Source organism: Microbulbifer mixtoriginis (SeqCode) (assembly GCF_052467235.1).
Genome location: NZ_CP174305.1, coordinates 3419661 through 3435694, shown reverse-complemented (window position 1 = coordinate 3435694; position 16034 = coordinate 3419661). Strand labels below are relative to the sequence as shown.

General features: G+C 43.4%; 12 protein-coding genes. 4 read left to right on the top strand and 8 right to left on the bottom strand.

Going from position 1 to position 16034, the window contains the following annotated elements:
* Positions 1-382 precede the first annotated feature (382 nt).
* Positions 383-1702 carry a CAP domain-containing protein gene (locus ACJJIO_RS14950; protein ID WP_444908941.1) on the top strand — a complete coding sequence of 440 codons (1320 nt, stop codon included), beginning with the start codon at positions 383-385 and terminating at the stop codon, positions 1700-1702.
* Positions 1703-2328: 626 nt separating this feature from the next.
* Here ACJJIO_RS14950 and ACJJIO_RS14945 read toward each other — a convergent pair.
* Both ACJJIO_RS14945 and ACJJIO_RS14940 read right to left on the bottom strand, forming a co-directional pair.
* Complete coding sequence (locus ACJJIO_RS14945; RefSeq protein WP_444908940.1) at positions 2329-3333, bottom strand: alpha/beta hydrolase family protein; 1005 nt, start codon at positions 3331-3333, stop codon at positions 2329-2331.
* 156 nt (positions 3334-3489) lie between these two features.
* Complete coding sequence (locus ACJJIO_RS14940) at positions 3490-6795, bottom strand: DUF5060 domain-containing protein (RefSeq protein WP_444908939.1); 3306 nt, start codon at positions 6793-6795, stop codon at positions 3490-3492.
* Between the two features lie 862 nt (positions 6796-7657).
* Here ACJJIO_RS14940 and ACJJIO_RS14935 point away from each other — a divergent pair.
* Positions 7658-8659: an AraC family transcriptional regulator ligand-binding domain-containing protein gene (locus tag ACJJIO_RS14935; protein ID WP_444908938.1), complete on the top strand. Its 1002-nt coding sequence runs from the start codon at positions 7658-7660 to the stop codon at positions 8657-8659.
* Between the two features lie 411 nt (positions 8660-9070).
* Here the strand turns inward: ACJJIO_RS14935 and ACJJIO_RS14930 are convergent, their stop codons facing one another.
* Complete coding sequence (locus ACJJIO_RS14930; RefSeq protein ID WP_444908937.1) at positions 9071-9910, bottom strand: nucleoside deaminase; 840 nt, start codon at positions 9908-9910, stop codon at positions 9071-9073.
* Positions 9911-9935: 25 nt separating this feature from the next.
* The gene (locus tag ACJJIO_RS14925; RefSeq protein WP_444908936.1) at positions 9936-10805 is read right to left on the bottom strand and encodes a LysR family transcriptional regulator; all 870 of its coding nucleotides are present in this window, start codon (positions 10803-10805) and stop codon (positions 9936-9938) included.
* A 93-nt stretch (positions 10806-10898) separates the two neighbouring features.
* Here ACJJIO_RS14925 and ACJJIO_RS14920 point away from each other — a divergent pair, with 93 nt between their 5' ends.
* The gene (locus tag ACJJIO_RS14920; protein ID WP_252084890.1) at positions 10899-11402 is read left to right on the top strand and encodes a lactoylglutathione lyase family protein; all 504 of its coding nucleotides are present in this window, start codon (positions 10899-10901) and stop codon (positions 11400-11402) included.
* A 73-nt stretch (positions 11403-11475) separates the two neighbouring features.
* On the opposite strand, the gene ACJJIO_RS14915 is transcribed toward ACJJIO_RS14920, so the two are convergent.
* Positions 11476-12120 carry an SGNH/GDSL hydrolase family protein gene (locus ACJJIO_RS14915; protein ID WP_444885805.1) on the bottom strand — a complete coding sequence of 215 codons (645 nt, stop codon included), beginning with the start codon at positions 12118-12120 and terminating at the stop codon, positions 11476-11478.
* Positions 12121-12233: 113 nt separating this feature from the next.
* On the bottom strand, positions 12234-13433 hold the full coding sequence (locus ACJJIO_RS14910) for a multidrug effflux MFS transporter (RefSeq protein WP_444888257.1): 1200 nt from the start codon (positions 13431-13433) through the stop codon (positions 12234-12236).
* A 535-nt stretch (positions 13434-13968) separates the two neighbouring features.
* Here ACJJIO_RS14910 and ACJJIO_RS14905 point away from each other — a divergent pair.
* A complete protein-coding gene (locus ACJJIO_RS14905) occupies positions 13969-14940 on the top strand; it encodes a glycosyltransferase family 25 protein (protein WP_444908935.1) in 972 nt (323 codons plus the stop codon).
* Positions 14941-15116: 176 nt separating this feature from the next.
* Here the strand turns inward: ACJJIO_RS14905 and ACJJIO_RS14900 are convergent, their stop codons facing one another.
* Positions 15117-15554 (bottom strand): potassium channel family protein, encoded by a 438-nt coding sequence (locus ACJJIO_RS14900; protein ID WP_252084886.1) that lies wholly within the window; start codon positions 15552-15554, stop codon positions 15117-15119.
* Entirely contained in the window at positions 15541-15996 is a 456-nt protein-coding gene (gene tadA, locus ACJJIO_RS14895; protein ID WP_444908934.1) for a tRNA adenosine(34) deaminase TadA, read from the bottom strand. Before tadA ends, ACJJIO_RS14900 begins: the two co-directional genes overlap by 14 nt.
* Between the last annotated feature and the right edge of the window lie 38 nt (positions 15997-16034).

Sequence of the window (16034 nt, the reverse complement as noted above, 5' to 3'; positions counted from 1 at the left end):
GCAACTTTCATTGAAAACCTGCTGGAACTTTTACTGAGCGATCGCTATTAGTCCATATTTGTTTTAATCGCAGCTACAATTCACCTTGAGATTCCGGACCAATAGCCTCAAGAGAAATCCGGGCTACTTAAAGTAAGTTTACTCTAGGGCACCATTCAATAAATATCATGCTGTTTCACTTTCCACTATTACAAAAATCAAGCATCAAGATTAAAAAACGAAAAATAAATAAATTTTTCACTAATTAATTTACCTTCTCAACAGTCCATAAAGCATCAATCATATTGCAATAAAATACATGTCACGCTTCACAGAATAACGTAAATGCCTCCCTATAATTCGCTCGATTTTATAAAAGTACAACGTGTAAAGTGGGTCTGATATGAATGATTCCTTCAAACTAATAACAGCTATCTGTTTATCCGCCCTCCTGGCTGCCTGTTCAGGTGGCGGGGGTGGTTCCGACAATGACAATAAAGGCATTCCTGAGGTTAGTGATGATGGAGGGATGAACCAAAATCCCAATCCTGATCCCAACCCTGATCCCGACCCCGACCCCGACCCCGACCCCGACCCCGACCCCGACCCCGATCCCGATCCCGATCCCGATCCCGATCCCGATCCCGATCCCGATCCCGATCCCGATCCCGATCCCGGTGAAGATGGTTCCTTTGAACTCTCTTTGGAACAAAAACGTATCATGTTAGACACTCACAATGAGTACCGGGAGAGATGCGCGAAGGGTGAATCTGGAGAAGGTAACGGCCCAGAATCTGCCGGTAATATGCAGACCCTTTTTTGGGACGATGCTTTGGCAAAAATGGCCAAAGAAAGAGCATCAGCCTGCTATTTTGGTCACTTAAATGAGGCAACCGGTATTAGAGAGGCATTTGAAAAAGTTAAAGGTGAAGTATCTTTTGTATTGCCCGCTGGTAGTATTGAAATCGGAGAAAATGTTTCAATTAATATTTTTAATCCACCGGCATCGCAGTATGCTGCCGAGACCTGGGCCGGTTCAGTTAAATCTTGGTATGATGAAAGCTATGGGTATGACTGGGATAATGAATTCTGTCATGCGGAAACATGTGGCCATTGGGCCCAGGTATGCCATGGAGAAACCCGTTATGTTGGCTGTGCTGTAGCGGAATGCGATAGCATTATTGGTTCTAGTAACCCTGCCTATAACGATGGCGCACATGTGGTGGTATGTAATTACTTCCCCTCATTAGATAAGAGCCGACGTATTCCTTTCACCAATGGCTGGGGATATGAAACCTGTAGAACGTGCCAAAACTACGACCTTCCCTACTGTGTTGATAACATGTGTACAGGAGGGATAGCCAAAGATTGGAATGCCTCAGAAAAAAGAAACAAGAATGTAGATCAGTGTACCGATGGCTTGGGCAGAGATATAGTACCTTGTAGCTTTTACGATAATGAGGGTGTTCCCCCCCAGGTAACAGGGTTCAAATATAAATACTCTGAAGGAAAAGTAATATTATCATGGAATGAAGCCATTAAAAATGGTGGCACACATCACTATAAGATTTTCCGCGATGAGGAGTTTGTAGGTAAAACTCGCCACTTGACCTACAGTGACTCTGATTTAGGTCAGGAAAAAAATTATAGATATAAAATAATTGCTGTGGACCATGCTGATCAAAGAAGTCAGCCAGCATTTCTGGATATAGTTGTTGATTAACTTTGCAAGGTCCTAATATGGCACTTGATGCCTCAAGGGACTAAGAAGGTTATTAGGGCCTACCTACTTCAATTATCATAGATAGAATAATGAGTGTAGGCAGGCCCTAGTAAGAGTCTCAAGTGTTGTTCTTCGTAATAAAAATTGCAGCCAATATAAATTGGCTCAATGCGTACCTTGATGATCTGACTTATTAACTCACCGATCTCTAACCGATAATAACTATTTTAGCTGTCATAGAGGACCATAATTTTAGCTTTTCCATAGTCAGAACTCCTTATAGCGGCTCTAAAGGATCTCTGAAGAATACGGTAGATTTTCCTTACCCGATGGGTAAGAGGTAGCTATATGGGCTTCCAGCCTATGCCATGGGAGGAGGCCATCCATTTGAGAAAGGAATTTTCCCAGCGGGTTTTAGGACGCTTCAAACGGTATCCTGCTTCGGCAAAGGTGACTTGATGCATGATCTATCATAGCCTTGACTGATAACCGAATACTATTAGATTTGATCCGAATTATTGAGGCCCCTTAGAAAAGAAGGTAGTCTCCATGATAACTACCTCAATGTAGTTATCATGGCAGGGGTTTAGTACTACTAACACTTTAAGATAAGAGGATAAAATAAACTAAAGCACGTCATCTAAGTGCTGTAAGAAAGGTACTATTGTTTGATTCCTCACATCCTGACTCATATCTCGACCGATACTCGTATGATCCAAATTTACCCATCTCTGTGAATACCACCCTAGGTCAGTATCTTGAGCTGTATAAGCAAAAGAGTGAACCCCAGATAATTCAATGACCTCAGCCCCACCAGTCAACTGCCTAAGATATAAATTATCTTTGTAAGGAAATTGTGTATTGAGATCAGTGTAATAGCTTAAGTAACTAGAATTCATGGGATTACGATGGAATGAAGAAGTTACTCCCAACTCATTTTGGGTCCATTTACAAACACCATCAAAACTGTGTACAACAGTTCGTATATTACGAAAATCGGGATCAGCTCGCATAGCTTTCGCCAATCTCATAACGAGACAACCACCACGAGAAGAACCCGCCAAGTAAATAGTCTCTAGATTGGAGGCATAAGCCTTTGACTTTAGCCAACTGAGGTATGCCTTTTCTATACGAGACTTCTCATTACCACTAATCATCTGGTTAAATTGTGTATCAAAAGCAATCGCCAAGAAGGTCTCATCTGTTGGAAAATGCTCTGAATCTAGCAACTGTCGAGCAAGTGAACGTCCATCTATACTGCGAGAGCAAGATCTCTTTAGTACTCCACAGTCTTTTTTATAGCCAGACCTCTGGCCTGTCACAGAACTTTCTGCACCATTTCCTGGTGGCTGTTGTCCTGCAGCAATAAATACTAAGTTTTTTACATCATCGCGTGCTGGGTTTTGCACTCTAGCAATCTGAGTATGAAGCTGACGGCTATTACTAACGCCCTCTATCTCCCAGGCTCGATACTCAGATAGGGTGTCTTGTTTGAGGCACCAAAATTCCTGGCAATACCGAACCCGCTCCAAATTCACCAAAAAATCCGACTTTGGCTCGAAAGCTTGAATCTGGACAGAATTAAAAGCAATCGACAGCCAAAATAATTTTTTTATTATTTGAAGTTTCATTATTCACCAATAGTGTACTTTAACAATCTAATGATCCATGGAGGCCCAAACCTCATATAGCCCTAATTACTGCCTTTAGTAATGAAGTAGACCGCAATTGAACAACTATACTACTCCAGGCGAAAGAGCCATCCATGGCTCTCACCGTAGCAGTTACTACTCAACGGTTTCTGGATTATTTATATTCTCGGCATCAGATTTAGAAACATCAGTATGCCGGAAAACTATTCTATCTACCTTAAATTTCTGTGAACGGCCTGACATCACCAGTTTATACGATTCTCCTGCTTTTAGCTTATAAACGGCGACACGTTTATTATTATGACCACCAGGATCAAATTTATTGCCAGATTCCCAGATGAATTTATTATGTTCTCCACCAAAGAACTTTGTATCTTTTTTTAATAGTTCCAGAGGAGCATCTTTACCATGACTATTCCCAGCATTAGGTCCCGCCTCATAATTTCCTTCAAGTCGAAAGTAAGCGTCATTTGCTAGGTCTGTACGAAACTCACCCTCATACACTAAGTTTTCTTTCGCAGCGTGCAGGTGCAAATAGTACAAACCACTTCTTGTTATATTGAAAGTGTACTCCAAGGGAGATTTAGGTGGGCCGTTTAGTGGCGTATTACCATTAAACTCAAGATAACTGCTCCCTGTATGGCCGCCAATATCATTTTTCTTGATCCATTCACCTAGATTTGAGTAGGTATTTTCAGCCTCCATAATTACCAGGCCGTTTTGTTCCGTGTAGTCACCTTCAGGTTGATCTGGGTTTAACTTATCAAAATTCCACCTCGGGCCAATATGGCCACACCCTTCTTTACCTATATCCACACGACCTGGACAGTAATCCTCATCACCGGCATCATTTGCCGGGCCGTTGCCGCACTGAATATCATTGTATTTGGGACGGCCAGCCGATCCTGGGCCCGGGCCAATTAGGTCACAAGCTTCTTTAACCGTTATTGTTCCATGGTCGGTCGAAACCATAATATCGGCAATATTGTGGTCAAAAGTTGACTCACAAAAACATTGATCTCCAATAGAATAACTATCCATCCAATTAGTTTGAGGTTCGAGTAAAACATCATTAGGGTTAATTGGTAGAACTTTTACAATATCTGGGTGAACATTGCTATTTATACCTTCCGCTTTGATGACTACTGCCCAGTCCTGATTAGCTTCTGTTGGGGCAGTGCCAATACTATGAGTACCTATTCCGTCAAGTTGATTACCCGTTGTCAACTGGCCGCTTCTTGGATTGAACCAGTAAACCTTATAGGTATCCTCATTTGGAATCTCTATATTCGTTGTGCCACCTTCACGCAAGTAAACTAGATAAACATTACCGCTATCTGAAAGCACCCAATCGTTATTGGTTGAAGTTACTTCATTATCCACATTCAAACTGTGTAGATTAACTTCAAGTTGATTTTGCAAAATATCGTTAAAGAATTTAACAAAGTGACCAGTTTGCTCCCAATGGTTGTCAAACTCCCTTAAGTTCTCTACCGCTAAGTCATACGCGTGGCCGGAATTAGGATTTTTTAAATACCACTCAAATCCTGCACCACCTCCCATAACACTGCCCCACATCCAGTTGACCCTCTGAACTTGGGTAACCTCAGAATGGGGCACAGGCGCTTGCCCGCCGGAAGCTTCAGTGAAAGTAACATACCAAAGATGGTTATTATTCTGGGATTCAGTCAGCCACTTTCTACTCATCTGATAAGGGGCATTGCGATGGTTCGCATCGCTAGGAATATTATCAATTTGAATACTCGGTCCATCAAAATTACTATTTCCCAACAATGGCCGATAGTGCTGATCCCATTGACCACCATACGTATGGAGCAGGGTGGGATGATCGTAGGGATCTACATCCTTTAAATATTTAGCGATTGCCTTGTGTTGCTCTTGGCTAAGAGTGCTCTCCTCACCCATATTCCATTGTAGCGCCGGGTGATGTCCAAAGCGGGAAATCATCTCCCGGTAATATAGTTTACGTTCAAGTCCTAAATTGCCGTTATTCAGAACTTTATTATTCTCTGTTTCCTGGGTCATAAAGTGAATCAGCATGCCTTTACTAGTCATGTGATCCATTGCGACTTCCCACTGGTCTAATTTGCTGACATCAAAAGCCCGATGGTTACCATCATATACCGTCCAAGGATGGGCATCGCAACCATCACCACTCTCGGTGTTTGCCATGATATAAATTGCGTTGACATTTTTTTCAGCTATATAGTTCACTAAACCAATAAGGCTTTTTCCTTTACCATCTTTCCAGGTAGGGTCTCCATTATTCCAATCACCAAGGTGGGGCTCAAAACTGTGTAATATGCCTTTGCAGGAATTTACGTTATAGTGTTTTTCTGTATTATCAAAGCCTGAATAACCAAAAATATTTTCAGGGCTATCCATTCCACCTTCTATATATACCGACTTATCCCCCAGATGCTGCAAGTAGCGGGTTCCTTTTTTATGTACCAGTAATCCCTTACTCCTCATATCAAGCTCAGGTGCTGTGGATTGTAATACTGGGAAATAACCACTTTCACCATCAAATGAAATAGCATTACCTGCATTTGTATCTAGATCAACCGCAACCTGGCTTCCTTGTCTCATAGATATATCGAAGAACCATTTACCTGAAGTTGGCGGTGAAAAGTAGGCACGCCACTTAGTTCCTTCAGTTGCACCTGTATTTGCTGAATTGCCATCAGCGGCGAAATGTCCAGGCACTGTGTAAGACAAGTCACCTTGTGTAAATATCACGTTATATCGATAATCGGTAAACGTAGCATCATCATTTTCTGATGCATACAAATCATCACAAGTGATCGTTATACGGTGCCACTTTTCCAGCGTACCGGAAACAGTACAATGTTCACTATGGCCGATATCATCCGGGTCAACTGGACCCGGAGGATCTGTTGGATCTGGGTCTGGATCTGTAGGATCGGTTCCATCATTCTGCTTTACAGTAAATGTAATTGAGGCACTGGTTCCGGCAGTGCCTGCCCCATCATCCAGAGAATAAGGTGTTGCGGTAAGGGTGTAAGTTCCAACTGCGGGGGTCCAATGATTAAAATCACCCTGATCATCACCAAATAGAGCATAGGGCGAGACATTTTCAGTCATATTGTGCGTCTGAGCCCCTGCCAACTCAAATATTACACTCTCTGCCTGATCACTATTTGCCCTAATATTTAACTGGCTTCCAACCTGGCTTAGATATATCTCTGCACCATCGGTAAGTGAAAAAATATCCGAGTTGCCCTGTGAATTGACCAGAGTGAAAGACGATATTGCTAATCCATTCCCAGGGTCCGTTATATCAGAACCTGTCGAAGGAGGCGGGCTCTCATTATCAGATTCCCCAGATGACGAGTCGCCACCACAACCAGCCAATGTGGCGGTAATCAGAAGTGCCAAAGGCAAGCTACTGTTATTCATTTCCAGTTTTCTCTACTTTAGAAGTAAACAATTATTTACTAATTACAGGATTTAATGGGCATATAGAAATTGGCTACAGCATGCAGCACTGGCCAGATACTAAATCGCTCAGATACATACCTACCGTGAATTCAGTCACATGCAATCAGGACTAGTTCCACAGCTTATAGATTGGCGAAAAAAACTATTTTTTTTCATTTTTCTCAAACAAGAAGGTTTTGATCCACCTTCACTTTAATAGCATTAGAATTACCCTTATCAAATCCTTAAGCTAACCAACAAACCGACAAAAAAGATTCCGAATAGAACCAAAAGAACCATTGGCTCCAACAAAATAAAATAGTGAGAAAAAGATGAACAGTGCTAAGAAATTATTCGACGGAGCGGGAAACCTGGACGATACTATACCTCACTCAAAATATACACCTACGAGAAAATTATCTGTTACGATAGAAGAGATTACTTAACCCGATATTTTATAGCTTCAGATCATATTAAAAGCTTTCGTGCGATATTACGATAGCGCTTTTATTTTCAATCCTGATATATATTAAACCATTTTTAATTTATATCTCCGCGGACTAGACAAATTGGAACACCAACTGCTCCGCAAGGATTAGCTAAAACTGGAAGCGTTACCGCTAGCGTAGTAAAAATTATACCTTGTAAGTACTGGAGGAATTTAATCTCACCAAACCCAAATCGCCAGTCAAAAAAACTGGTTCAAAATCACACTTTAAGTGTTAAACTCATACTATAATGGCGTTGCTTTATACATTAACTTAAGAAATTCACTAAAATAATTTATTTGTCATTTGGCGACCAATTTCATAGATTATTAGCAGTACAAAAAAAAATCAGTATGACTACCAATAACCAGGAACTTTATGCTTCTGAGCCAACAGGCTTGGCAACTTCCACTTATCGTCACGTACTATACTGGCAACACCTGGGGTTTCCAAAAGATAAGTTAAAGAATATATATGGTGATCATTACTCTCAGTTTCAAAACCTACAACATCGTGTACCAGTAAGGCTGACTGGACAAGCACTTCAAGAGGTATCCGACTACTTCAGTGATAACACCATAGCGTTTCGTACTGGTCTAGATGTGTCAATTTCCAGCATTCAAGCATTTGCTCATGTCCTAATGGCTTGCCCTACTGTCAGACATCTTGTTAGCCTCGGTACGCAATTCCAACAACTGGGCACGCAAGGCTATCAAGGGTTATTCAGTGAGGGGAATGAACGCTCCAGCTTTGATATTTTAATTCCTAGCTTTTCGCCTCTCACTACACAACAAGTTGAATTGAATATTGGAGTCATCTTTAAGCTAATTTCAGATATTGTTGTCGATTATGAAAGCTGCCATCCGGTTATTCACTTTGCTCATCATAATTCCGAATTAATGAATAATGCATCCTCCTTAATTAATATTCCCATTGATTTTGGACATCAAAAAAATTGCATTAGCTTTGATAACTCCATTCTTGATAAACAACTATGTAGCCCAGGAAAATCCTCCCTTGACTTTAATAAGCTAACTGCAAAGAAGCAGCTCCAGAAGATGAAGTCAGATGAATCATTACCCAATCGATGTAAAGATATTATCAAAGATTATTTATCAGAGGGTGCAGCCAACCTGGATTTCTTGGCAGACATACTGCAAATTAATAAGCGTTCCTTACAGATTCGCCTAAATGCACAAAATACATCTTTTAGACGTTTATTGGATTTAGCCCGGAGAGAAAAACTGAATTCACTGGACATCCAGTCCATGGACAAGTTACAAGTCGCAAAAGAATTAGGGTTCTCAACAATTATAGCGTACGAAGAATCCTACAAACGCTGGAAAAACATTTGAGCAAGCCTGTCAAATAAAAAATAAATAAAAGAGAAAATCAACACACCACCAACCAAAATCATCTTATTTAAACTCTAACTGTTAATCCTACAGCCCACGAAAATACTTCTAGCGAGCATATAGATGTCATTCGATCTATATTGCTCGCCCCCAGAAATTCAATCATCTACTCTCCGACAACTTCTATAGAACTTTTCAGATCATGTTTTTTCAACTGAAATTTTAAGAGTGAGCCTAGGACCAATCTTCTATTTATGAAACTCTGGAGAACGTCAGCATCTTCATAAGTCGAATCAAACACAATTAAGCCACCTAGAAGCAACAAAAATCAGGAATTTTTAAACCACTGATGATTGCCATCAATAAAGCAAATCAATCACCCCAAAATCTAAAGGCTCACATTTAACAAAATTAGTGGTGATGTATCTCCCCCACTAAACACCGATCTATATCTCCTGGAGTACTTTCTAATTGCTTCAATCGCTTTTGGCTCTCCAGCAGAAGATTATTGTTAGCCTGATATTTAGGCTTAAAACCCATAAGCCGTTGGTGGGCAGCACGATAAATATTCTTCGCTTCAGCACTCATCAGAAAATCTGTAATCGTGCTACTAAACAACAAGCGATGATTGTAAAACGCCCCTTCAAGCTGGGCCCTCTGAAGTAAACTAGATGGCTCTGAAGAAATATTTCTAGCTCGATAATTTGCAGGAATATCTATTTTACAAACATTTTCCACATGCGGTTTCGACTCAAATTTATATCTACAATCAGACTTAAAACTCTGCTTCAGCCTTTCTATATTCTTCCCAAAATCCGGATCTGATTGGCCATAAATAACTCTAGAGACCTCAAGAAAAATCATCATACCTCCACACATCATACAGGGCTCCAGAGTGCTGTAGATCGAAGTATCATTCAGGTAATTAGTCTCTTTCCCTCTACATTTACTACCGATACATTGCTGCATTAATCGCACTTCCGCATGTTGGGTTTTATCTCGACACAAACCAACTGCATTGCGCTGTACTCCTATAATTTTTTCCTGCACATTGTCATACAGGACTGCCGCAATATTGTAGCCGCGCTTCTGTTTTTCTTTTGGCTCCACCCAATCAAGGTAAGCTACCGAGTAAGCAAGCAGCATTAGTATCTCGTCTTTCTCCTGCTGAACAACTGAGCTGGGCGGCAACTCAGCCTGAGCACCCATGGCAATAATCCCAAAATATAACCAGCAAATAAAACGCAACATAAAATGTCCGAAGTATTCTAACGGTTTAAAGCCACTCCCTAGCTAAAGCAACCACAGTTTTTACCCGCGCCGGTAACGCCTTGTGGCGACGTGTAATTAGAAATAAAGTCTCAGTGATAGAGTTCGCCAAGCGATGAGGCTTAATTTGCGTAAAATTATGAAAGGCATTGACTGCATGAGCGGGTAATACCGTAAAACCCAAGCCCATACTGACCGGTTCCAAGATCAGGCCAATTTGGTTACAAAATCCCTTGAGTTTAAACATATCTACATGCTGGAATTCTGAGAAATTTGCCCCCAGTAACAAGCCCGCTTGATGAGCACCATCTGGGTGACCGATATAACCCAACTCTAGCAACACCCTCCAACTCAACTTCTTGACTGACGCAGGAGTCACAAGCAGTAATTCTTCACTGCCTACAGGCTGACTCGCTATCTCCGCCATTGTTGACGGATTAGTTACAAACCCAATGTCTGCCTTATAACCAAGTATGGATTCTTCCACAGCCTGATTTGGAGCAAAACGATAGTCTATGGTCAGTTTCGGGTATTCTCTTTGCAGGTCCAGTAATTTTGGATAGAGCTTTAGACCCACACTACCTGGGGATTGAATACTCACTTGTCCCTCATAAGCTGGATCTTCGCCAAGTCGTTGACCCAGTGTAGAGAGGGATTCGACGATATCTTGAGCCTCTAGGTATAGCTTTTCGCCTGCCTCGGTCAGGGTGAATTGTTTCCCCTGCCGATGGATCAGCGCCAACCCAAGGAAGTCTTCCAGGCGGCGTAAGTGTTGACTAACGCCAGATTGGGTCATATGCAGGTGCTGCGCCGTTTTGGTAAAGCTACCTAGCTCCACCAAAGTACAGAAACTACGCAGCCACACAGGATTAATCATTACAAAAGTTACTCAAAAAAATCACAAATCATCATTATACGTAATGATCTAGGCACAGTAACTTATGCGAAAGTAATTGTTGGAGAGTGACTAATGAAGAGTGTTTATCCGAGAAACTTTTCTCATATCGGTATTTCAGTGCCAGACTTGGAAGCTGCCGTTAAGTTCTACACAGAGGTCATGGGCTGGTACCTGATTATGCCACCAACGGAAATCAGTGAAGATCACAGCGCCATTGGTGAGATGTGTACCGATGTCTTTGGAGCCAAGTGGGGTAGTTTCCGCATCGCTCACCTTTCCACCGGCGATCGAATCGGTGTGGAGCTATTCCAGTTTCCCAACCAGGAAAACCCCAAGGATAATTTCGAATACTGGAAAACCGGCGTATTCCACTTCTGTGTTCAGGACCCGAACCTGGAAGAACTAGCAGAGAAAATTGTCGCAGCTGGTGGCAAAAAGCGTATGCCAAAACCCAGATATTACTATCCAGGAGAAAAGCCATATCGCATGATTTATATGGAAGATCCGTTTGGCAATATTCTGGAAATATACAGCCACAGTTACGAACTGATTTATAGTAGCGGTGCCTACAACTGATTCTATAGTGAACCGGCACCGGTACTTCCGGTGCCATAGTCAACAATTGGTTGATCGCTAGCAGTTTGTATTGCTAGTGCAAGACTTTATTGTCTGAGAGGAAATCGGCAATCACCTTGCCTAGAACCGAGTGTTGATCCTCGTCTAAATGAATACCATCCCGTTCACTGACTTTGACCCACCTATTTGCATCCAGAAATAAGGTACCCAGATCGTTAGAGACTTTTTCCAGCTCCTGCGGGAAACCTTCGCAGCGTTTTTTCGCACCAGTAAATTTATAGCCAATAATGCCGCAAGGATTGTTGATTGTTAGGGGGGCAACAATTAGAACCTTAGGTACTGGCATACCCGGCTCGATAGGTGCACTGCGAATTACGGAGACTAGCTTAGCCACCCCCTGGGCAGACATACTGGCTTTATTATCGTGAGTATCCTGGAAATCATTGGTGCCCAACATTAGGATTACACAATGCAATGGGGAGTGCATTTCAATCACCTGTGCCAATCCTTCAACACCCCGCCGGCCCTCACGAAATGGATCGTCCCAAACGGTCTTGCGACCATTCAGGCAATTTTCAATCACTCGTACATTATGCTTATTTTCGTTTAAGTGGAACTCCATAACTCCAGGCCAACGCTGGGCAAATGTCATGCGCTGTCGCGTATCCGGAATGATGCCCCAGGAAACACTATCGGAATAAACCAGAATATTATCCATCTTGCCGACCTCCTTCCTTATATTTGGGGAACTCACTTACAAAGAGATTCCCGAACTTTATGGACAAAGGGGCCAACTCCTAAGGAAATGTAAGCCCAAGCTAAATTTAAACTCTAGTATGGCACCGCCAAATGCGCTATTCCCCGCAAAGTTAGACGTGAAATAATCAACGAACTGACACCACAAACAGCAATAGCTGCCGTTAACGGCAAAGGCGTGCCATCAAAAACCAGACTGGTTAAAACAATAGCCAATGCTCCGAGCAACATTTGTAAAGCGCCACCCAGGGCTGCGGCAGTACCAGCAATGGGGCCATGTTCTTCAAGAGATAACACCATGGAAGTGGGAATAACCAGCCCAAGGAATATATTACAGGTCAACAACATTGCCACCAGTAATAAAAATTGATCATAACCCCAAAACACAACCATACACATCACCAGAGAGCTGATGGCAAAACCAGCAGTAGCCCACTTCACCACCGCCACTGAACCAAAACGGGCCCCCAGGTTTGCAGCAAACTGACTAGAGATAAAGAAACCCAGCGCATTTAAGGCAAAAGCAAGGCTGAACTCCGTTGGTGTCAGTCCATAAAAATCGGTGTACAGGAAAGAGGCCGTGGCAAGGAAAGAAAAAAAGCTGGCGATACCCAGACCACCGATGCTAGTCAGACCCACATACACAGGGTCGCGCAGCAATGTCGAGAAAGCGCCAAGCATGGCATTTAAACGAAATGGTACACGGTGATGATGATGTAAGGTCTCCGGCAAGCTGGTTACTGCCAGCAATAAGCTGGCCAGGGTCAGCAGAGCAATCAGCAAAAATACACTGCGCCACCCAAAAGGGACTATCAAGGTACTGCCAATCAGCGGAGCGAGCATCGGCGATATAGAAATCACCAACATCACCGTAGTCATTAAGCGAGTGGCCTGGGTACCAGTGTAATAATCTCGAATCACTGCCCTGGGGATCGACATCACCGAAGCGGCACCAACGCCCTGTAAAAACCTTAAAGCGATCAGCGCCTCTATAGAGGGCGCCAGAGCACAACCGATAGAAGCCAAGGTAAAAAGAACCAATCCAAAATACAGCGGTGGCTTTCTACCAAACATGTCCGAAGCGGGGCCATAAAATAGTTGGCATACCCCAAAAGCAACAAAGTAAGATATCAGGGTGTACTGAGCAGCCTCTATAGGGGCTCCCAAATCCTGGGCGATATCCGGTAGGGCCGGCAGATACATATCGATAGCAACAGGCCCAACACAGCTCAATAAGCCCAGAATGAGTGCCATCTTAATAAAATTCAACTTCATAGAATGTCCAATAAATCAGGCTCGGAAATACAAAAAAATCGAAATGTCGCTATCAAGAAATAACCTGATGCTTCCAGAGTAAATTCTCTTATTTCATTCAAGCTAGCGCTCTTACAGTACAGAATACCTGCCTAGGTATAAGAAATGCGAACACAAACGTATACAGCCTAAAAGTCGGCTCAACCTCACAATCTTTTTACTCCCCAATTCCCACAGTTATTCAGTGGCAACTAAAAGCTCTATCGCCCAGTAGTACTGACCATTTCCTAAAAGCCTATACCGACTGGATAGTCGGACATTAAGATTAGCCAAGGCAAAATTTTGGATGGCGATGATCTAGGAGGATAGCGTTCAAGACGCTGGGGGTTAGGTAAAAATAGATGAAATTATGCATTCACTCCCCTACTGACCCTGTTGAACTGCCTTTTTAGCCCTCCTGATGATGGGGTAGAAATATGTTCGAATCCTATATCTCACTAGCCAGACTGCAGTTTCCTATCGGTAGTTTTATCTACTTACAGAGAAATAAGATATTGTGGCACTAGAAAAACGCCGCAGGAATCACTCTGTACCCAGTTGGTCATTAGCGGCTGCAAAAGCCGAACGTTTGCCCCTGCGCTCTCGCCACCGCTTTGCCCCACAAATTCCTCTACGCACTCGGCCTACACTCAACCGGCGGCAGCAAAAAAACCCTTTGTTTATTGCCCACACGCCCTGTTGGGTAATCACAATGTATCCAGAGGGGGAAACTGTAAATCGGTTACTGGGAACCCTGAAATCTCAGCGCCTTCGTGCTAGCCAAGTCGCTGGCGTTGAAGGGCGCAATGGTATACCCAAGCTTGAGGACGATGAGGTTCTCTGTAACGCCATCACACGTTGGCGTCACTTATGTGAGCTGAAAAATTCTGAGATCGGTTGTTATCTGGCTCACCTTCGCGCTATTCGTCAGGCTTACCAGGCCGGTCTACAAAGGGTATGTATCCTTGAGGATGACGTTCAGGTGGAAGGTGACTTTGCCAGAGTATTGGCGGAGCTGGAGCGATTGCCCCCAGAAGTGGAAATGATCCGTTTGATGGGGCTGAAAGTACGCAAACGCAAGATCATCCGATCCCTCAATGATGGTGTGCATAAGCTAGTTCGCCCAGAGCGGGGTTGGTGCGGGGCCCAGGGTTATTTGATCAATCGCTGTGGAATGGAAAAGGTTCTGAGGTATGCCAGGCGGATTTTCGAGCCTATCGATAAGGTCTTTGATCACTTTTGGCAGTTTGATCTGAAGCTTTATGGTATCGAGCCCCATCTACTATGGGAAACCGAACACATTTCCAGTATCGAAAAATCTAACGTCCACAAGGCCAAGGTGGCCCGTTGGCTTTATTGGCTACACCCTTTTGGCAAGTTGTGGCGCAGTATTGAAAGACATAGCTACCTATATCGTTTTAAAGGCGATTTTTACCCAGCAGAGAAACCAAAGAAACGCCCAGGGCGCACTGCCCGAATGAAACTCTAATTCAAGAGATAACCAGGGCGCCTCTGAATAATTCCGTGATGCCTCTGGGTTTCAGAGCGGTTCTCTATCAAAAAGTGGCTTTGTAGGAATATCTAAGACCTTTCAAGAGAACACAACGCATAGTGTGAACACTCCACAAGGCCCGCATAGATCTTATGGAATTATTCAGTGGCTCCCTAGATATCCCAATAGCGCTGCATTTTTAAAAACATGAAAGAGGCCGTCCAGGTAATCATGACCAACCCCGTTAAAGCCTCTAAGCCAGCAGTGAAGCGTAGATGCCCCAAAGGCTCAATATCGCCAAAGCCAAGGGAGGTATAAGTGGTAAATGAGAAATACGCACAATCAAGCAGGCTGCCGTTGAAATTACCTTCTAGTGTGCCGAAGTAAGGCGAATTCACCATAAAGTAATAGCCATAGGCAAAGAGCCAAATTTCCGCTACGTGAGCCAAAAGGGCACCAAACACCCCCAGCACTATGGCAAAGTTGTGCCGCACCGGTAACCAGCGCCCCAGGTGCACCAAAGCATTGAGGACTTCATGATGAATCAGCACCACAATAGCAACAATGATGCTGTTCACCGCAAATGCAAAAGCCAATTCAGCGTCGATCATGGAAAAACTCGCGCACCAGCCTCCCGGCCTCTTCAGCCATCACACCAGACTCCACAGAAATTTTGTGATTGAAGAAACCAGCTTCACCAAGCTTCAGCTGGCTTTCCACCACGCCGGCACGTGGCTCTTTGGCACCAAAAACCAAACGACCAACACGCGCATGCATCAAGGTTCCAAAACACATGGTGCAGGGCTCGATAGTGACGTAAAGCGTGGTATTTGGCAGGCGGTAGTTTTGCTCTGCCTCCGCCGCGTGACGCAATGCGACAATTTCCGCATGAGCACTGGGGTCACAGTTGCCAATAGGGCGATTACTGCCCTCGCCAATGATTTTACCTTCCCGCACCAATATGGCCCCAACCGGTACTTCTCCCCGCTCTGCGGCAAGCTCGGCTAATTCCAGGGCTCTGCGCATAAACGCATAGTCTTTAGGTGTCGCCATAACTCTTTCTTAGACCTCTACTACACGGAGTACCAACG